8 protein-coding genes and 2 pseudogenes are annotated in these 20094 nt (G+C 69.6%); 2 read left to right on the plus strand and 8 right to left on the minus strand.

The genetic code is table 11. The features are described from left to right. The first annotated feature begins 108 nt into the window (after positions 1 to 108). Positions 109 to 1305, plus strand: a pseudogene (locus C9F11_RS44340) (IS110 family transposase). 70 nt (positions 1306 to 1375) lie between these two features. On the opposite strand, the gene C9F11_RS44345 reads toward C9F11_RS44340, so the two are convergent. Further along, the gene (locus C9F11_RS44345) at positions 1376 to 2260 is read right to left on the minus strand and encodes an SDR family oxidoreductase (RefSeq protein ID WP_346347480.1); all 885 of its coding nucleotides are present in this window, start codon (positions 2258 to 2260) and stop codon (positions 1376 to 1378) included. A gap of 56 nt (positions 2261 to 2316) precedes the next feature. Between C9F11_RS44345 and C9F11_RS44350 the strand changes: the two genes are divergently transcribed. Continuing rightward, complete coding sequence (locus C9F11_RS44350) at positions 2317 to 3087, plus strand: transposase (RefSeq protein ID WP_138968007.1); 771 nt, start codon at positions 2317 to 2319, stop codon at positions 3085 to 3087. Between the two features lie 158 nt (positions 3088 to 3245). On the opposite strand, the gene C9F11_RS44355 is transcribed toward C9F11_RS44350, so the two are convergent. The 7 genes and pseudogenes from C9F11_RS44355 to C9F11_RS44385 all read right to left on the minus strand — a co-directional run. Beyond that, on the minus strand, positions 3246 to 5804 hold the full coding sequence (locus tag C9F11_RS44355) for an FAD-dependent monooxygenase (RefSeq protein ID WP_138968105.1): 2559 nt from the start codon (positions 5802 to 5804) through the stop codon (positions 3246 to 3248). Next, positions 5801 to 13111, minus strand: coding sequence for a non-ribosomal peptide synthetase (locus tag C9F11_RS44360; RefSeq protein ID WP_138968107.1), 7311 nt, complete (start codon positions 13109 to 13111; stop codon positions 5801 to 5803). Before C9F11_RS44360 ends, C9F11_RS44355 begins: the two co-directional genes overlap by 4 nt. Positions 13112 to 13437: 326 nt before the next feature. Beyond that, entirely contained in the window at positions 13438 to 13815 is a 378-nt protein-coding gene (locus tag C9F11_RS44365) for a transposase (protein WP_269078164.1), read from the minus strand. Further along, entirely contained in the window at positions 13812 to 15599 is a 1788-nt protein-coding gene (locus C9F11_RS44370) for a reverse transcriptase domain-containing protein (RefSeq protein ID WP_171076200.1), read from the minus strand. Before C9F11_RS44370 ends, C9F11_RS44365 begins: the two co-directional genes overlap by 4 nt. Before the next feature lie 562 nt (positions 15600 to 16161). After that, positions 16162 to 16602: an HNH endonuclease gene (locus C9F11_RS44375; protein WP_171076201.1), complete on the minus strand. Its 441-nt coding sequence runs from the start codon at positions 16600 to 16602 to the stop codon at positions 16162 to 16164. A gap of 438 nt (positions 16603 to 17040) precedes the next feature. Beyond that, positions 17041 to 18783 (minus strand): group II intron reverse transcriptase/maturase, encoded by a 1743-nt coding sequence (gene ltrA / locus C9F11_RS44380; RefSeq protein WP_138968113.1) that lies wholly within the window; start codon positions 18781 to 18783, stop codon positions 17041 to 17043. A gap of 694 nt (positions 18784 to 19477) precedes the next feature. Further along, positions 19478 to 20092: pseudogene (locus C9F11_RS44385) on the minus strand (reverse transcriptase/maturase family protein); the annotation flags it as partial. Positions 20093 to 20094 lie beyond the last annotated feature (2 nt).

The following is a 20094-nucleotide window of genomic DNA, read 5'->3' on the forward strand; positions in this document are numbered from 1 at the left end:
CCACGACGACTCGGCCGCCGATTGGGAAGTGCGAGCAAGTCGCTGAGTAGAGCAATGCCGGCGAGGTCGACCGTGGTACGCAAGACAGGAACGACCTGATGGAGCACGATGAGCCGGATATGGGCGGGGACCGACTGCGGCCAGACCCACCACCACACCCTGGTGCTGGACGCCGACGGCAACACACTGCTTTCGCGGCGCGTGACCAGTGACGAGCCGGAGCTGCTCCAGCTGCTCGCTGACGTCTTGGACCTCGCCGGGGGCAGGTCGGTGACCTGGGCGATGGACATGACCGGTGGCGAGCCCGGCCTCCTCATCAACCTCCTGGCCAACCACGGCCAGGAACTCGTCTACATCCCCGGCGTCCCGGTCAACCGCGCCACCAACAGCTACCGCGGACAGGGAAAGACCGACGCCCGCGACGCCCATGTGATCGCGGACCAGGCCCGGATGCGCAACGACTTGCAGCCGGTCCGCCTGGACGATGAGGCTGTCATCGAGCTGCGGCTACTGACCGAGCGCCGGGCGGACCTTGTCTCCGAGCGGACCCGCGTCACCAACCGGCTCCGGTCCCTGCTGAACAGCATTTTCCCCGCCCTGGAACGGGCCCTGGACCTCGGCAACACCGGGCCGCTGCGACTGCTCACGGGCTACCAGACCCCGGATGCCATCCGCCGAGCCGGTGCGAAGCGGCTGACGACGTGGCTGCGCAACCGCAAGGTCCGCAGCTCCGAGGCCCTGGCCGCGAAGGCCGTCGAGGCCGCCGACCGGCAGCACACCGCAGTTGCCGGGGAGAAGGCCCATCGCCAGGATGGTCCACACCCTGGCTGAGGAGGTGATGACCCTCAACGAGAAGATCACCGAGACCGACAAGCTCATCGAGGGCCGGCTTCACGAGCACCACCTTGCCGAAGTGATCACCTCGATGCCCGGTATCGGCCCGACGCCTGGTGCCGAGTTTCTCGCTGCCGTGGGCGGCAGCCTGGACGCGTCCCCCACTGTGGACCGCTTGGCGGCGTTCGCCGGAGTCTCCCCGGCCCCACGTGTCTCGGGAAGATCAGCGGCAATCTCCACCACCCCAAGCGGTACCACCGGCGCCTGCAACGCGTCTTCTACACTTCCGCGCTGATCAGTATCCAGTGCGACCCCAACTCCCGCGCGTTCTACGACAGAAAGCGCGCGGAGGGGAAGCGGCATACGCAGGCCGTCATCGCACTCGCACGCCGTCGGGTGAACGTTCTGTGGGCTCTCATCCGTGACGGACGGTGCTACGAGATCGCACCCCCTGTCACCGAAGCGGCTTGACATCAGCATTGGGAAGCGTCACTCCACTTCCAAGATCCACCGCTGACCGTACAGACCCTCCCCCTGTCCCTCAGCGCTTGGTGACGGCGCTCAGGCACCGGTCGATGGCCGCGTCGGGCAGGAGCCGGGACAGGATCGCCGCGGCCTGCGCGTCGGCGCCGATGCGGTAGCGGGTCCTGGGCTGCGGGGCGCTCAACGCGTGACAGACACCGCGGGCGAAGTCCTCGGGCCGGGTGCGACTCGCCTGGGCCCGCTGTTCGTTCAGCCGCAGGAACCGTTCGAAGGTGGGGCCGTAGAGCTCCCTGATGCCCTCGGGGGTCCGGTCGAGGAGTTCGTGGCCGGTCTCCCGCGCCTTGCCCCAGATGGGCGTGTTGACCGCGCCCGGCTGGACCACGCAGACCGTGACACCCTGGGGCCGCAGTTCCCTGCGGAGCGCGTCGCTCATGCCTTCCTTCGCGAACTGGCCCGTGGCGTACGCGCCGAGATACGGAGCGGCGATGCTGCCCAGGCCCGAGGTGACGTTGACGATCCGGCCGCGCGTGCGGCGCAGGTGCGGCAGGAGGGCCTGGGTGACCGCGAGGGGGCCTACGACGTTGGTGGCGAGCTGGTCTCCCAGCTCGCCCGGCGGTACGCATTCCAGGGGTGCCGACACGCACGTCCCTGCGTTGTTCACCAGCGCCCAGATGCCGTGCCCGCCCGACGCCTCGGCGACGGTGTCCGCCGCGGTGCGGATCGAGCTCTCGTCGGTGACGTCCAGGATGACGGGCAGGAGCGGCGCGGAGGCCGCTTCGGCGCGCAGCAGCTCGCCGTCGGCCTCCTTGCGCACTCCGGCGAAGACTCGGAAGCCGTGCCGTGCCAGATGCAGCGCGCAGTGCTTGCCGAGCCCGGAGGAGGCGCCGGTGATGACGACGGTTCGGCCCGCCCGGGGGCGGGCCTTCTTCTGACAGTGAATCAATTCGGGCTCCTGAGGGGTGTCCCGTAACTGCTGGTCACGGGTGGGATGATCTTGCTGTGGCTGGTGTGATCACGGGGTCGGAGCCGTCCTGGATAGCCCGGTTCACTGGGCTGAGTCCACGTCAGTTCGGCAGGTTGATCGCCGCGTTGCGGCGAGAGGGTGCGGGCCCGGTCCGCAAGGGCAGGCCGTGGAGCCTGCCGCTGGAGGACCGGGTTCTGCTGGTCGCCGCGTACTGGCGCACCAATCTGACCCTGCGGCAGCTTGCCCCGTTGTTCGGGGTGTCGAAGTCGGCCGCCGACCGCATCATCGACCAGGTCGGGCCGGCGCTCGCCCTCCAGCAGCGCAAGCGGTTCCGCAAGGGCACCGTCCTGATCGTGGCCGGCACCCTGGTCCCCACTCGTGACCACACGGTCGCCGAGCAGTCGAAGAACTACCGGTACTCCACCAGCCACCAGGTCGTCATCGACGCCGACACCCGCCTGGTCGTAGCCGTCGGGCGCCCACTGCCCGGCAACCGCAACGACTGCAAGGCGTGGGAGCTGTCCGGTACGAAGGCCGCCGTCGGCCGGACCACGGTGATCGCGGACGGAGGCTACCGGGGAACCGGTCTGGTCATCCCGCACCGCCGTGAGCCGGGCCAGTCCGAACTCCCGGCCTGCAAAGAAGACCACAACACCTCCCACCGCAAAGTCCGCGCCCGGGTCGAGCACGCCTTCGCCCGGATGAAAACCTGGAAGATCCTCCGCGACTGCCGCCTGAAAGGCGACGGCGTCCACCACGCCATCCTCGGCATCGCCCGCCTGCACAACCCCACCCTGGCCGGGTGACGGGTAAACGCCGCAGGCCAACCGGCATACCGTAGATCATTTACGGGACAAGCCTTAGGCTGGACGCTGGGGCGTGCGATGCGTGGGGTGGGTTTCTGTCCGCGGGCGGACCGGGGCGGCGTGGGCCGCCTCGGCGCCGGCTTCGTACGACCCGCCGTCTACGGCGCGGTGCTGGCTTCCAGTACCGCGCGCACGGAGGCGTCGGCGACGGTCCGCGCGCGTGCGGGTGTGACGACGCCGTCGATGTGACTGAAGTTCCAGGCGAGTTGGCCGTGGCTGGTGTTCGCGGTCGCGATGAGCGCTCCGGTCACGGAGATCCCGGCCACGAGTTGGGCGTCGCTGATCCGCCAGGGGCCCACGCGCTCGGGGAAGTCGTAGCGCCCGAGGTTGGACAGGCACAGGTTGAGCGGGCCCTTGGTGTCCATGAACTCCATGAACCCCTTGGCCCGGGCGGGCGACTTCGGTCCCGCCCAGCGCAGCAGGTTGACCATCGACAGGTGTTCCTCGCGCCGGGTGCGGCGCGCCAGGTCCTCGCTGATGAACCGGGCCATGGGCCACAGCGCGGTGCCGGGCTGGTAGGGAACGTACGAGGGCAGGGTCGCCGCGTAGCTGCCCGCGTCGTCGTAGGAGGGGGCGGGGTGCAGCCGGTCGCGGAAGTCGACGGGCGAACCGATCGCGAAGTGCGCGGGCGCCGTGGTGCCCGCGTCCTGGGCGACGGCGGTGACCATGGCCGCCGCGAGGGTGCCGTGGACGGTCGCGCCGTGGCGTTTGCAGGCGGCCAGCAGGCCGTCCACCTGCTCGGCGGTCAACGTTCGGTGCACCATGCGGGTCCGGCGCCGCTCGAAGGGAACGTTCCGCTGGGGTGTCACGCGCTGCGGGCTCAGGCGGCGTGCCGTCTGCTGGTCGCGCAGCATCAGGGCGCCGAGACCCGCCGCTCCCCGCGCACCGCGGTGTCGGCGCGGCAGCAGGTCCTCGGCGGCAGGCAGGGCCGGGTAGGAGGTGGCGGGCGGCTCCGCACCGGTGCTCAGGTGCCCGGCGAGTTCTATCCACTGGCGCAGCAGGGACAGGCCTGTCATCCCGTCGGCGATGCAGTGCGAGGCGGTGAGCAGCAGATCGTGGGTGTCCTTCCGCGGCTCGCCGCCCGGGCGGCTGATCACGGTGGCGCGCAGCAACGGGCCCTCGCGCCAGTCGATCCCGTGCTCGAACTCGTATTCGTTGACCTCGTGTTCCCAGTGGTCGTCGGCGTCCTGAGGGGACAGGGTGACGTGCCGCAGCGGGATGGGCCGGTCGTCCACGGGGCGGAAGGCCGCCGTGCCGCCGTCGCTGCTGATCGCGGCCCGCAGCAGGGGATGTCTGGCCTGGAGGGCGTCCAGAGCCCGGCGCAGGAGTGCGACGGGGAGCGTGCCGTGCACGCGGGCGCGGACGACTCCGCTGAGGGGTGAGGCCTGGTCCGCGATCCAGTACCAGCGCTCCAGCGGGCTGAGTTCCCGCCGTACCTGCGGGGTGGTGGCGGGCAGGGCGGGAAACGTCAGCGCCTGGGCGGAGCGGCGGGCGAGGGTGGCGCGCGGGGTGAACCGGAAGTAGCTGTCGCGGGCCAGCCTGCGGGGAGGGGACGCGGCTTGTTCGAGGTCGCTCATCTCACGGGACGCCGTCACCATCGCGCGGGTGCGCTCGCGGCGGCGGCCTTCGTACGTGCGCAGCGCGCGGGCGATGTCGTCGTCCGCACCGGGTTCGGCCAGGGTGTGGGCCAGGACGACGGCGTCCTCGATCGCCATCGCCGCTCCCTGTCCGAGCGTGGTGAGCATGGGGTGGGCCGCGTCGCCGAGCAGGGTGACGGGCCCGTCTCCCCAGCGGTCGCGGAAGGGGCGGTCGAAGGAGGGGACGGTGAGGATGTCGTCCTGCGGCGTGGCGTGGACGACCTCGCGGATCTCCGGGGCCCAGCCGGTGAACGCGCGCTCGATGACGTCCTTGGCGCCGTACCGGTCGAGCGCGTGTGTGGCGGGGATGTTCTTGGTGCCCCACCAGTAGGCGCGGCCGTCACCGATGTCGATCAGGCCGAAGCGCTGTCCGCTGCCCCAGTAGTGGCGCACGCTGCCGGGGGTGAACACCGGATGCTGGAAGGGGACGATGCCGAGCCAGCAGAGGTAGCCGCTGTTCCGCTCCTCCTCAGGGGCGTTGAGGTGGCGGCGTATCGCCGAGTGGAAGCCGTCGGTGCCGATGAGGAAGTCGCCGTGGGCGGTGCGGCCGTCGGTGAACTCGACGGTGACGCCCGTGCTTTCGGTACGCAGGCCCGCGGCGGTGGCGCCGAGGTGCAGGGGGCAGTCGCCGACCTCCGCGAGCAGGGCTTCTTGCAGCGCCGAGCGGCTCAGGCACACGCTGGGGGCGCCCGCCTCGGCACATGCCTCCCGGAAGGGCAGGTTGCGGATCAGGCGGCCGCGGTGGTCGAGGACGGTGAACGACTCGACGGTCCGGCCGCGCTTCTCCAGGCCGAGGTCGATGTCGAGCGTGGCGAGCGCGCTGATCGCGTTGCTCATCACCGACAGGCCGGATCCGGCGGCACGCAGCTCTCCGGCGCGCTCGTAGAGCTCGACGTGGATGCCGACGCGGCGCAGTGCGACGGCGGCGGTCAGTCCGCCGATGCCCGCGCCGATGATCAGGGCGGTGCGGGGCTTGCCGCCGCCCTGGGCCTTGTCCTCGCCTCGCGTCACGCCGGTCATCGCTGCCCCGCCCGCGTCGCGTCGGCTGACCGGCTCGTCAGCAGGTCGGTGACGGTCTTCGCCGTGTGGTGCACGTTCGGTTCCTCCATGAGGGTCAGATGGTCGCCGGGCACGTCGATGACGCGGAGCAGGCCGCTGGTGATGTCGCTCCAGCCGTTGGTCCGGTCCTGGTGGCGGCTGCGGGCGGTGCGGTGCATCGCGGCGAGGACGGGCGGCAGCGGCTGGGAGGCACGGATCAGGGTGAGGTCCTGTCGCGTGTCCTCGGGCCGGTAGTCGAGCGCGGCGTGCCAGTTGGCGCGGTAGAGGTCGAAGAGGCGGTGGACGGCCGCGGTGGAGCTGCCCGCCGGCAGGACTCCGGCGTCGCTCGCGGCGCGGGCGACGAAGGCGAGCTTGTCGGTGAGCGAGGTGAGCGTGCCGGGGAACGACGGCATCGGCGAGTCGCCGCCGCGGTCGAGCCAGAGCAGCTCCCAGAAGAACCAGTGCAGGAGCGCCTCGTCGTCGTGTCGGGGGCGCGGGCCGGGCCTGAGGGCGGTGGTGTCGAGGAGGACGAGGTGGCTGGCCTCCTCCCCCGCGGCCCGTAGCTGACGGGCCATCTCGTACGCCACGAAGCCGCCGAAGGACCAGCCGCCGAGCTGGTAGGGGCCCTGCGGCTGCACGGTGCGTAGCGCGGCGAGGTAGCTGCGGGCCATCTCCTCGACGCTGTCGAGCGGTGCGGTGCCCTGGTGCGTCCCGGCCGCCTGGAGCGCGTACAGCGGCTGGTCGTCGGGCAGGTGCCGGGCGAACGGCAGGTAGCAGAGCACGTTTCCGCCCATGGGGTGCACGACGAACAGCGGCGTACGGGAGCCTCCCGTACGGATCGGTACGAGCGGGTTGAACGCGGTGGCTGCGCGGCCGGACCGCAGGCGTGTCGCGAGCGCGGCCGCGGTGGGTTCCGCGACGAGCGTGGCCAGGGGGATGACCAGCTGGTAGCGCTGCTCGATCTGCACAGCGAGGCGCATCGCGGTCAGGGAGGTACCGCCGAGCTCGAAGAGGCTGTCGTACGGCGCGACGTCGGGCAGCCCCAGCAGGTCGGCGAGCAGCCGCGTCAGCTCCTCTTCGAGGGCGTCGGGTGCGTGGGCCCGCGTCACGGCGCGCCGGGCGAGGGGCATCGCGCGGAGCGCGGCGTCGTCCCGCTTGCCGCTGGGGGTGAGCGGCAGCCGGGGGATCCACTCCAGGTGTGCGGGAACCATGAAGTCCGGCAGGACGCCCCGCAGTTCGCCGCGCAGCGCGTCCAGGTCGACGCGGTCGGCGTCACCGGTCAGGAACGCGGCGAGGAAGCAGTCGCCGCCCTCGCGCTGCCTGGCGACGACCGCGGCCTCCCGCACGTGGCCGCGGTACGCGGTGAGCTCGTGCAGGGCGAGCTCCACCTCGGCGGGCTCGACGCGGAAGCCGCGCACCTTGACCTGGCTGTCCGCGCGGCCCACGCAGACGATGCCGCCGTCGGGCAGCACCAGGCCGAGGTCGCCGGTGCGGTACAGGCGGCCCGACGGGGTGAACGGGCTGGGGACGAAGCGCTCGTCGGTCAGCTCGGGCTGCCCTTCGTAGCCGTCCGCGAGGCAGGCGCCGCCCAAGTGGATCTCGCCCCGCGCCCCCGCGGGCAGCGGGCGCAGCTCCTCGTCCAGGACGTGCGCCTCCGCCCCCTCGACGGAGACGCCGATCGGCGGCAGCGCGGGGAAGGCCGCCGGGTCCCCGGCCATGGTGTGGGAGGTGGCGACGTGGGTCTCGGTCGGCCCGTACTGGTTCTCCAGGATAACGCCCGGCAGCGCGGCGCACAGACGGCGTATCTCGGGGGTGACGCGCAGTTGCTCGCCGGAGGAGATCAGGACCCGCAGCCCACGCGGTACGAGGCCGAGGGCCCCGGAGGTCTCCGCCATGTGCTGGAGCGCCACGTAGGGCAGGAAGACGCGCTGGATGCCTTCCTGGTCGATGAGGCGCAGCAGCGCGGGCATGTCGTGCCGTTCGGCCTCGCCGACCAGATGCAGGGTGCCGCCGCCGCAGAGCGTGGAGAAGATCTCCTGGAAGGAGACGTCGAAGCTCAGCGGCGCGTACTGCAGCGTCGAGCCGCCCGTCGCGCCGCTGGACGCCGCGAGCTGCCAGGCCACGAGGTTGGCCAGGGAGCGGTGCGGCATCGCGACGCCCTTGGGGCGGCCGGTGGAGCCGGAGGTGAACAGGACGTACGCGGTGTGACCGGGGTCGATCCGGCCGCGTGCGGCACCGGCGCCGACCGAGTCCGGTGCGGTGCCCTCGGGTCCTGGACGCGCCCCGGGTTCGCCGTCCTGCTGCCGTCCGGCGGTGTCCGGCCGCGGCCGGGTGAGGTCCCCGGCGGGCAGCAGCGGCACGTCACCGGCGAGATGTGCGTGCCGGGCGGTGGCGATGACGCGGAAGGGCCGGGCCTCCGCGAGCATCGCCGCGAGGCGCGGTGCGGGGTAGTTGGTGTCCAGCGGCACCACCGCGGCACCGGCCTTCAGCACTCCCAGGAGTACGGCGACGGTGTGCGGCGAGCGGTCCATGGCGAGGGCGACGCGTGCTCCCGTCGGGGTGCCTGCCGTCCGCAGTTGTCGTGCCACGTGGTCGGCGGCGGTGTTCAGGTCGGTGTAGCTCCAGCGGTCCTGTCCCCTCACCAGCGCGGTCGCCTGCGGCGTGCGCGTCACCTGCTCGGCGAAACGTTCCACCACGCTGGGGTGTGCCTTGGGCGCGGTGGACGGGACCGGAGCGGCGAGGAAGGTGAAGTCCGGTCTCGCGTGCGGCTCTTCCGCCAGGCGCGTCAGGATCTCCAGGTAGTGCTGCGCGTAGAGCGCGGCCTGCGCCGCGCAGAAGGTGCTGCCGTCGGCGTCGACGCGCAGCCAGGTGTGGTTCCCGTCGGGTTCGGTGACCGCGTTCACCAGGAGCCGGAAGTTCGACTCCTCCCAGGTGCGCAGTGACCGCAGCTCGATGCCGGGCAGCTCGGCGAGACCGGCGAGCTGGTGGAAGTGCACGTAGTTGAAGGCGCTGTCCACGACCGGGCCGCCGTGGTGCTCCTCGACGGCGCTCAGCGGGTAGCGGCGGTGAGGGTGGCTGTCACGCTCCTGCCGCAGGGCTTCGCGGGCCACGTCGAGCCAGCTGTCGCGGGCGGTGTCCACGCGCAGGGGGACGGTGTTCAGGAAGAGGCCGACGGCGCGCTCGGCGTGGGCGCGTTCGACACGGCCGTGGGTGATCAGGCCGGTGGTGATGTCCCGGCTGCTCGCCAGCGCGCTGAGGGTGAGGCAGTGCGTGGCGAAGAGCAGGGACTTCACGGGCAGGGTGTGCTCGGCGGCGACGGCCCGCAGTCGGCGGACCAGGGCCCGGGGCAGGTCGGCGCGGTGCGCGACCGCGCTGTGCTCCCCGTGCGGCAGGTGCGGTCCGAGGCCGTCGATCCGCGGCGGTCCGGAGTGCGCGAGCGTGTCCCGGAAGTGGCGGCGGGCCGCGTCGTCGGCGAGGGCGCGCCGCTCCGCGTACGCGTAGGCGGCCGGTGAGGGCGGTGTCGACGCCGGGACCGGTGCGGTACCGAGGCCCAGCTCGTGCGCGTAGTCCTGAAGGAGTTCCCGCAGCAGGTTGGCCACGCTGGCGCCGTCGAGGAGCGCGTGGTGGAAGCTCAGCACCAGTTCCACGCCGGTGCCGCGCAGATGGGCCCGCAGCAGGTACAAGGGTGTCCCGTCGAGCGGGTAGGGGTGGTGGCGGCGCTCCTCGACGTGCCGCCGCACCTCGGCGTCGGCCGCACCGCGGGAGAGGGCCCGCAGGTCGGCGACGTCCAGGGCGCCGGGCAGCCGGTGGTGGACGATCTGGAGCGGTTCGGTGAATCCGGCCAGGTCCATGGAGGAGCGCAGGACCGGGTGGCGCGCCGTCAGCCGGTCGAACGACCGGTGGAAGGCGTCGTGGTGCCAGGGCATGTCCAGGGTGTACTGGAACACGTCCTTGTAGCGGGCCGAGCCCTCGTGTTCACGGCTGTGGTAGAGCAGGCCGAGCTGGAGCCGGGTGAGCGGGAAGGCGTCGGCCTCGCCCGTGAGCCGCGCGCGGTCCGCCTCCGGCAGGAGCGCGAACGGCTCCGGCTCGGGATCGGTCTCGTCGGCGTCTCCGTGGTGCGCGGTGGTGCGTGCTGCGAGCTGGGCCACCGTTGGGTGCTGGAACAGCTCGCTGAGAGTGAAGCGCAGGCCTCGCTTCTCCGCTTCGGCGCGGACCTTGAGCATCAGGATGGAGTCGCCGCCGAGCGCGAAGTAGTCGTCGTGGATGCCGACGCGCTCGACGTCGAGGACCCGCGCCCAGATCTCCGCGAGGGCCGCCTGCGTGGCGTCGAGCGGCTGTTCACCGGCCGCCTGGTCCGCGTCTGCCTCGGGGAGCGGCAGGGCGCGGCGGTCGGCCTTGCCGTTGGGGGTCAGGGGGATGCCGTCGATGCGCAGGAACCGGGCCGGGATCATGAAGGCGGGGAGCGTTTGTGCCAGGTGGTCCCGCAGCCGCTGTGCGGGGATGGCGGTCTCGGCGACGTAGTAGCCGATCAGGTGAGTGCCGCGGCGGGGTGTGGTGTGGTCCACGACCACCGCGTCACGGACGCCGGGGACGTCGGCGAGGGCCCGCGCGGCCTCGCCCGGCTCCACGCGGTTGCCGCGGATCTTCACCTGGGCGTCGATGCGTCCCAGGTAGGCGACGCTGCCGTCGGCGAGCCAGCGCGTGAGGTCGCCGGTGCGGTAGAGGCGACCGCCCGGGGTGAAGGGGTCGTCGATGAACTTCTCGGCGGTGAGGTCGGCGCGGCCCAGATAGCCGCGCGCCACGCCGACACCCCCGACACACAGCTCCCCCGGCACGCCGACGGGCTGGGGCAGGCCCGCGGGGTCCAGGACGTACAGCTGGATGTTGTCGATCGGACGGCCGATGGGGACCCGGGTCACGGGGTGGGCGGGATCGGACGGGCAGTCGTGGTACGAGACGTCGATCGTGGCCTCGGTGGGGCCGTACAGGTTCACCAGGCGCACCGCCGGGTCGGGCCCGAAGAGCCGGTTGAACTGGTCCACGCGCGCCGCGGGCAGTGCCTCGCCGCTGCAGAAGACGTGTCGCAGCGACGCGACGTCCGCCCGCGACGTCGGCTCCTCCTCCAGCAGGTCGAGGAACGGGCCGAGGATGGACGGCACGAAGTGCACCTTGCTGATCCCCCGACGGCCGATCGTCCGGAGGATCTCGCGCGGATCCTGTTCCCCGCCGGGCGGCAGCAGGGCCACCGACGCGCCCTCGATCGCCCACCAGAACAGCTCCCACACCGATACGTCGAAGGAGATGGGGGTCTTCTGCAGCAGGACGTCGCCTTCGCCGAGGGGGTAGGTCCGCTGCATCCATGCCAGGCGGTTCACGACGCTGCGGTGTTCGACCAGCACGCCCTTGGGACGGCCGGTCGAGCCGGAGGTGTAGATGACGTACGCGAGGTCGTCAGCCGTGGCCGTCGGTGAAGGCGTGCCGGTGCGCTCCGCCGGTGGGCCGCTGTCCTTCAGCAGATCGCCGCGGTGCAGCAGATCGCCGACGCTGCGTACGGGCAGTTCGTCGGGGACGCCGGTCAGCGGTGCCTCGTCCGCGACGACGACCACCTTGGCGCTGCTGTCGGCCAGGAGGAAGCGCACGCGATCGGCGGGGTGGCGGGGGTCCACCGGAACGTACGCGCCGCCCGCCTTCAAGATGCCGAGCAGCGCCACGAACAGCTGCGGGCAGCGCGGCATCACCACGGCGACCCGGTCGTCACGGCCCACGCCGTCGGCGCGCAGGGCGCGCGCGACCCGGTCGGCCCGCGCGTCGAGCTCGGCGTAGGTGAGCGTCTCCCCCGCATGACCGGTCACGGCGACCTGGTCGGGGCGGCGGGCGGCCTGCGCCTCGAAGAGGCCGTGCAGCGTGGCCCGGTCGGCGAAGGGCATCTTCGGCCCGTGGCCGCGCACCGCGGTCAGGTCCGCGCGGTCCGCCGGGGTGAGCATCTCCACCGTCGCTGCGGGCCGGTCCAGTGCGTCCAGGCCGTTCTCCATCAGTGTCTTCAGCTGCCGGGCGGCCGCCGCCAGCGGGAAGTCCGCGTCGAACACGTCACCCGCGCCGTCCAGCTCCACGCGCATGTCGGCCACGCCGTCGAAGGCCTGCACGGTCACGGCCAGGGCGTCCGTGTCGTGCCCCACGGCCAGCATGCTGGTGCGCCAGGCGAGGTCCGGGAGGCCTTCCGAACGGTCGTAGCGCAGATACGAGAGCGTCACGTCGAACAGCTGCCGAGGCCCCGCGGCCGAGGGCAGCGCGCGCAGGACGTCACCGAGGGCGAGCCTCTGGTGGGGGCGCAGCGTGTCCACCGTCTCCCGCACTGCGGCCGCCAGCTCCCTGACGGTGCGTGTGCCACCGACGGCGATCCGCAGCGGCAGGGTGTTGGCGAACTGACCGACGATGCCGTGCTGCCCGGCGGCGGGCCGGTTGTGGAAAGGGATCCCCAGAATCGTTTCCTCACTGCGGTGGACGCGGGCGAGATAGCTGCCGAGCACCGCGGCGACGTACGCGAACGGTGACAGGCCCGCGCTCTTCAGCCGCTCCACCAGGGGACCTTCCACCACGAACGCGTGGCGCACCCGGTGCCCGCCGGCGGCCGGGGTGCGGGTGAACAGCGCGGGGGTCGCGCCGTCGAGTGCCCGCCGGTGGAAGGCTTCGTCCCGTGCGTGCTCCGCGCCGTTCCGGTAGCGCGCCTCCTCGTCGGCCCAGGCGAGGTAGGACGACGTCCCGGCCGGGGCGGGCCGTCCGTCGCCGTGCGCCCGCCGCCGGTAGTCCTGGAGGATCTGCCGGCTCAGCAGGTCGAACGCCCAGCCGTCGGCGACGAGATGGTGTGCCTTGATGTGCAGGTGCACCACCTCGGGGCCCTCCACCAGCACCGTGGCCTCCACCAGCGGCCCGCCGCCGGTCAGCGGCAGGGCGCGCGCCAGCGAACGCTCCCGCCACGCGGCGCACCTCTCGGTGGCGTCCGGGCCGTCGGAGAAGTCCCGCACCCGGACCCGGAGCGGCTCCGGGGCCACCCGCTGCCGGGGCGCCCCCTCGTACTCGTCGAAGCGCAGCCCAAGCGCCTCGTGCCCGCGCAGTGCGCGCTCCGCGCAGGCCAGCAGGGCACCGAGGTCGACACGGCCCTCGATGCGGTCCCACAGCACGCAGTTGAACTGCGGCGACTCCGGCGCGCGTCGGGCGCCGACCCAGATGTCCCGCTGATACGCCGTCAGCGAGGTCCCTGCAACATCGTTCACCGCGTGCGCACCTTCCATGCTCCGGCCAGGGCGCCGTAACCGCCCGCCATGATCAACTACCGGAGAGTAAGCACACCGGGAACGGCGTCGGTTCCGGTTGGGCCACAACGCGCCAATCGCCGCGGAGCCTCCACGGCACGCGGGGAGGGCCGCAGCGGAGGATCAACTACCGCTCACCGTACGGAAGATGATGTGCGCCCCGCCCGACAGGGCAGCCGCCTCCCGGACCGGCCGACCGCACCACAGCGCGTGAGCGGCACATCGAAAAGTTGGCGCATTGACGAGCCCTCCCGGGCTCTGCAGTCCGGAGCCTCAGCTTCTGAGGTCTTCGTTTCGGGGTGCCGTCATGGTGGGGCGAGGGTGAGGTCGGTCTCGGCGATGAATCCGTCGAGGAGGGCGGGGCGGTACCGCATTCTCTTCAGCCGGGTCCGGGCGGGGGCGGCGAGCTGGTCGGTGGTGCCGGCGGCCAGGTGGCCCAGGCTCTTCTTCAGGTGGGCCCACACGCCCTCGGCCGGGTTCAAGTCCGGTGCGTATGCAGGGAGACGGAAGGCGGTCAGCCAGTCCTCGCGGGCCGTGAGCAGTCTGCACATCGTGGCGTCCTTGTGCTGGGTGGTGGTGAGGTAGGCCGCCGACGAGGTGCCCGTGGCTCGGGTCCTTTTCCGACGGCCCCTTCCCGAACCGGGCAGGCGAGATTTCCCCGCACCCGGCTCTCCAGTAATCAATTCCGGGATGGTGTTGTACTACTCCGTCCCGCGTGGATGTCCTGGTGGCAGCGTTCACAGACCACGAGGGTCTTGCGTTTCCGCATGGCCATCAGATGCACCCACGACGGCCGTTCCGGTCGTCCTGGCCTGTTGAGATCGGCGAGTTTTCGGATGTGGTGGACCTGTAGCCCAGTTCGTCCCTCGCAGATCTCACACTGCCCGGCCAGGAGCCGATGAATCAGCTCGTTGCGCCGGGCAGTTGCCATGACTGGCTGACGGTCGGTAATGACGGCGGTGCGTTGCCGCTTGAGTGGAATCCTGCCGAAGCGGGCGACCAGTGGTTTCTTCCCCTTCTCTCGCTGCACCGTGGCCTGGAAGCAGGTTCGCCGGCCGTCAGGAGTGTCGACGGCCGCCTTGTATCTGCGGGCCATCTTCGTGACGGTCGACTTGTGCTTCCCGGCCAGGGTCTTGAGCATTGAGGTCTCCATGACCCAGCGCAGAATCTCCAGGCGGAACACGTCCTGGGCGAGAAGGTAGTACTGGACGAACCCGCGATACTCGGACCCGTACTTCGCGACGATTGTGAAGTCCTCGTCGTGCAGCAGCGGGCCGCGCAGAGCGGGCTTCCCCTTCTTCATGTAGCGGGCGCATCGGTCCCGGATGACGTCCCTGGGCACGAAGAGGCCGATGGCGCCGTTGACCGCCCGACGATTCCGGGTGATCTTCGTGTCGCCATGCTGGGCCTTGATCTCGTATCCGAGGAAACGCGCCGCCTGGCTGGTGGCGTGCGTGAGCAGGGTTTTGGACTCGGACAGTTCCAGCTTGAGCTCGTCATGCAGGAACTTCCGGATCCGCTCCTTGATCTCCTCGGCCTCGTGCTTGGGACCGGCGAACCCGAGCAGGAAGTCGTCGCAATACCGCACGTATCGAAGACGCCGGTAGCCGGGATCGTCGGGGTCCTGACTCGGCAGGGTGCGGCGTTCGCGCCGCAGCGCGCGCATCGCCTCCCAGTCGCCGTGCCGCTTGGCCCTCGCGATCCGGTTCTCGACGTTCTGGTACGCGGGGTTCTTGCCCCGACGCTTACCCCGGTCGAAATCCGGTATCAGCTGCCGTTCAATAAACTGGTCGAACCGGTCCAGATAAATATTGGAGAGGATCGGTGATGCGATACCGCCCTGCGGACAACCGCTGAGCGTGTCGTTCCACCGCCAGTCCTCCAGATATCCGGCCTTGAGCATCCGGTCGATCAGTTGCAGGAACCGGCCGTCGTGGATGTTCTCCGCCAGCGTCGAGAGCATGACCGAATGGTCAAGGCTCCCAAAGCAGTTGGAGATATCACCCTCGACAAACCAATGGGTTCCTTTCCAGACCGACACCACCTCATCGAGTGCGGTGTGGCAGCCCCGCTTGGGGCGGAATCCGTGGGAGCGATCAGAGAACTGGACATCGTAGTACGCCTCAAGCAGCAGGCGTACGACTTCCGCGACCAGCTTGTCGCTCCACGGCGGCATTCCTAAAGGGCGCTTCCCGTTCTTCTTCGGGATGTAGACCCTTCTGGCCGGAGACCAGCGGTAGGACTCTGCGCGCAGGGCTCCGATGATCTTGTCAATCTTGGCCAGGGACATGCCGTCCACGGTTTCCCTGGTGACCCCTGGCGTCATCGCACCCTTGTTGGCGTAGATGCGCCCGTAGGCCAGCAGGAACAGCTCCCTATTGAACAGCTGCCGGTACAACCTCTCCAGTGGCAGACCACGCCTGCCGCGTTCCCGGATGACGTTCAGCACGGTTTCAGCATCCTGCATTCCGCAGCCCTCCCCGTCCGAACTTCCTGATTACCTGTGCCCCTTCGCCCTCATTCCGGCTTTCCCGGACTTCACGGCCGGTCGTTACTCCGGCGACTACTATGAGCACTCCGTCGCCATAGGGCTCGCGCCCCGTAGGCGATCCCGTGGTACGTCCTCGCTGTACGTATCGAGCACGACGTAGGCCGCCCACTCATCCCCTTGACCACCCTCGCTGGGCGGCGACCCACTCCACGGAGGTTGCCCGGTCTCACGGTTCATGCCCGAGCATGGAATGGGCGTCGGTTACAGGCGTTGTTCCGACGGTGCGTCACTTTCACTCTGGGAATTGGGCTTCAAGCAGATCAAGCCTTGGCCATATCGTGCGGGCCTTGCGGCACGACGTCCTGAACGCCTCCGAAACGTCCACCGCTTTCCCGGCATGCTCTGGTCCCCTCCCGCTTTCGCGTTCAGGTGAGCCGGGCAGCCCATGAACCTCCCTCCAAGTTCATCCCGACTGCGTCGGGGATACAACGAAGCGCCTCACGGCGCACACCGTGCGTGCGCGTTGACCGCACACGGCTCAAGCAGGCTGCGAGGGCTGGCACAGGTCTCTCCGGTGATCACCAGCGTGATGCTGTTGGTGGCAGGCCGTGTGCCGGAGTTCCAGATTCTTCAACTCGTCGGAGCCACCTGCACGTCGGTAGACGACGTGGTGCACGTTGAGCGCACGCGAGGATGCTGAGAACCAGTTCACCCAGTCGTGAATATCATCTGGTTGATACTCGGCTCCCTCGATCAGGTCCAGACCACATCCGGCACAGAGGCCCCGTTGCCGTGCAGCGAGAGTCAGCACTAGCCTGCGCTCGGCCGACGGCAACTTCCTTTTGCTGATCCTCTGTTGCCAGTATTCCTGCATCGCGGGGTCGTCCTTTGAAGCGTTAGAACGAACTGCCACGTGCCGGATGATGCGTGTCCATTTGAACTTGTGGAGATAGTACTGGCCGGAGCCAAATACCCACATGTCCCGACTCCTAGGTCGGTACTGACCCCAGTAATGCCTGCGGATCCATACACGGCCTTGGTTCTGGTGTTCCCGGACTGCCCACCGCCACAGGGTGATGAACATGTACCGGTCCAGATTGCTGAAGGTGTCGGATGCGCAGGACCCGCGGTAGTAGGTGGTCCATCCCTTGACGAGAGGGCCCAGCTCGGCGATAAGCGCCTTGGCTGGTGCACCTCGCCTGGATCGGACGGTTTCCCTGATCTTCCCTCAGACCCTTCGCACGGCATCCTGGCTCGGTCGGGCGAGGACTTTCCCGTCGCGATACCGACGGAAGTTGAACCGTCGGGTAGCGGGGACGCATTGCTGCGTCCCCGCCCCCTCAGAACCGGGCGTGCCCGCTTTCCAGGCACCACGGCTCAAGCAAGCCCCGAGGACGACGAGGTTTCCGCGTCGGCGTCATGGCTGGTGCACCGCTCTTCCGGCAAGGATCTGCCGTCGGCAGTGCGCGTGGAGGAGTCGGTAGAAGGTCCGGTCCTGGCCGTCGACCTGTTCGACGATGTGCTGTTTGGCCAGCACCCGCCGGACGGTCATGAACCACTGCTCCCACTCGCGTGGGCTGCGTGGCTCGTGCTCGGCGTGCAGCAGGAATTCCCCGCATGCGGGACAGCGTCCGCCTTGGCTTCGCAGAAGCCGGGCGGTGTGCTCGTCCACGGGTGGGGCCTTCTTCTTGCGCCGCCGTTCGGTCCAGTACTCGGCCAGGGCGGGGTCATCCGGAGATGCTCCACCGTGGACCGGGACGTGCCGGACGATCTTCGTCCAGGCGAACTTGGTGAGGTAGGCGCCGCTGTCGCGATCGCCGAACACCCACCGGTCCTGCCGGGACTTGTGGAACTTGCCGAAGTACCGGGTCGCGACCCAGCCCCTCGACTTGTTCGGATGCGAACGTCTGGCCCACCGGTAGGTGAGGTGCCAGACGTGATGGTCCAGGCCGGTGAAGACCCGGCCGGAGACCACGCTCCGGTAGTAGGCCGACCATCCCCGGACGACCGGGTTAAGCCGGAACACCACCGCGGCCGCGTTCGCGCCGTGCATGGAGCGCACGTCGGCGGTGAGCCGCTTCCGGAACCGCTTGACCGACTCCTTGCTGGGAGTGATGAGCAGCTTTCCGCTGCCCTGCCGATCGACTCGGCGGCGGATGTCGAAGCCCAGGAACGAGAATCCGTCCTCAACGTGGACGATGCGCGTCTTGTCCTCGTTGAAGCGGAGTCCCCTCGGCTCCAGCCACGCCGTGAGACTGGCCTTGACCTGCTCGGCCTGCTCGCGGCTGTGGCACATCGCCACGTAATCGTCGGCGTATCTGACCAGCACAGGGCATCCCTGGACCGTCTCAGCGTCACTGCGTGCGCTGGGCCGGTAGCGGACCCCTGCTGCGTGCTCCATTCCGTGCAGGGCCACGTTCATCAGCATGGGGCTGATCACGCCTCCTTGAGGAGTTCCCTCCTCGGTCGGCGTGAACTCGCCGGACTCGATCACGCCGGCCTTCAGCCAGGCCCGAACCATGCCCCGTGCGGGGAAGGTGCCGAGACTGTCGAGAAGGTGATCGTGGTCGATCCGGTCGAATGCCCCGGCCAAGTCCGCGTCCAGGATCCACCGGCGCTTGCTGCGGTTGCCGCAGAGCGTCTTGAAGATGACCTCGATCGCGTCATGGCAGCCCCGTCCAGGCCGGAATCCGTAGGACCTCGGCTCGAACCGGGCCTCCCACTCGGGCTCCAGTGCGTTCTTCACGCGTGCCTGCTGCACGCGGTCCGCGAGCACCGGAATTCCCAGAGGACGCTGTTTCCCGTTCGCCTTCGGAATGAAGACCCGCTTGACCGGCAGCGCTTTGAGGGGAGAGGCATAGCGGTGCAACCGCTCCGCCAGTTCCCCTCGGTCGCGGGAGGTCAGAGCGACCTCCCCGTCGACGCCCGCCGTCTTGCGGCCAGCATTGCGCTGCGTGACCTGCCGCACGCTGACCAGCGTGTTGCTCCGGCTCCGCAGCATCAGCTTTTGCAGATTGCGGACCTTCTTGAGGTCCCCGTCCTTCGTCGCCTTGAAGATCCTCTGCCTCAGTCGCCGTACGTGGTCCTCGTGGGTGCGCCATTTGATGGCGTCCCAGTCGGGTGCCGCGTCCTCCGGTCCGTTCACTCCGAGGGCCGCCATCGCGAGAGCGAATGCGTGTGCCGTCATCTGTGTCCAACTTGTCCTTCGGTTCCGGTACTTCAGCTTTGGTGCGTCAAAGGCTCACCCGGTCCACGTCAGCTCCCTTTCGGGCCAGGCATCTTCCTGTATCCGGCCGGTTATGCGGGACGGCCGCGAAGGGTGCGGCCGTGGTGTCCCGGTTTCCCGTCGCCTTTCGGCGTACCGGCATTGGCTTCTTGGACCGTCCTGCTCCCGCCGGGGAGTTGGGCCTCCCTCACGGTCGGCTTACCGGGACAAGCCCCGGACCCCGACGGGGTTTTCACGTTCCGCATGGTCGAGATCCGACCGGGGTGGGCGCTCTCTGTACCCCGGGGCGGCGGTGTTCTCGCGGCTGGCTCCTAGTCACCAGCCGCCGCCTGCCGTTTCGCAACGGCCAGCCCTGCCCCCAGCGGTTCATCCCATCTCCGGGGGTATCGATGTCGAGGCATCATCGAGAGTTCGCGTGTACTCGCCCGTCCGGCCTTCCCCTTGCCTGTAGCCCCCGGATGGAGCGGGAGCCCTTGGGCGTCTTCCCTGAGCTTCGCACCCTGCCGTTACCAGCAACGCACGTCAGAGCGGGGACGGACCTGTGAACACTTATCCGGAGCTACGCTGCTGTCATCGGTCTCAGCCCTCCAATCAGCGTGCTCGCTCGAGCCATGCGACTTCGTGTCGCACCCAGGAAGTCGAATCCTTCATCGAGATGGACCACACGGGTCTTTTCCTCGTTGAAGGCGAGCCCTCTGGGCCGCATCCATTCCGCTAGCTCGTCTCGGATCCTCACCGCCTCTTCCTTCGTGTGGCAGAGCACGACGAAGTCATCGGCGTACCTGACCAGTACCGGAGTTCCCATGACGGATCTCTGAACTCCGTCTCTGAAGGATTCAGTTTGCACTCCGGCCGCCGTCTCCATCCCATGGAGAGCGATGTTCAGCAGCAGGGGGCTTACCACTCCACCCTGCGGGGTTCCTTCCTCAGTTGGAGAAAATCGCCCGTCCTCCATCACTCCCGCTTTAAGCCAGCCGTGGACAAGTTTCCTGGCAGGGAACTTTCCTATGGCGGCCATCAGGTGATCGTGGTTGATGCGGTCGAAGGCTGATGCCAGATCCGCGTCGAGAACCCACAGCCGTCGCGCGTTGCGCTTAGCGGTGACATTGTGGATCGTCTCCATTGCGTCCTGACATCCACGTCCGGGGCGGAAGCCGTAGCTCCTGCCGTCGAACCTGGCTTCCCACTCGGGCTCCAACGCGTTCTTCACCCGCGCCTGGTGGACACGGTCCCTGATCGCCGGCG

This window comes from Streptomyces sp. YIM 121038, from assembly GCF_006088715.1.
Lineage (GTDB): Bacteria > Actinomycetota > Actinomycetes > Streptomycetales > Streptomycetaceae > Streptomyces.